Below are 226 nucleotides of genomic sequence, written 5' to 3'. Positions count from 1 at the left end.
CGATCCCTTCCTGAAGCAATGCGCCTGCCACTGGCGTGATCTGCCCCATAGATGCGGCTACCATCGCCAAGGCCGAGAGCGCGAGCCCGGCGATGATGCTTTGCAGGGCAATCGCGCGGGTGCGTTGGGCAATCCGTATCGCGTCGGCGACCGGCTGCAACCTGTCGGCCAGGATGATGACGTCCGCCGCCTCGGAAGAGGCCGTTGCACCGCGTGCACCCATGGC

Annotated in this window: 1 pseudogene; it reads right to left on the bottom strand. The window is 66.4% G+C overall.

The window, feature by feature from the left end:
- A pseudogene (locus E5W70_RS32945) lies at positions 1-226 on the bottom strand (heavy metal translocating P-type ATPase); the annotation flags it as partial.

It is taken from the genome of Mesorhizobium sp. (assembly GCF_005063415.1).
Taxonomy (GTDB): domain Bacteria; phylum Pseudomonadota; class Alphaproteobacteria; order Rhizobiales; family Rhizobiaceae; genus Mesorhizobium.
The sequence above is the reverse complement of the archived record's forward strand: the minus strand, read 5'-3'. Positions and strand labels throughout refer to the sequence as shown.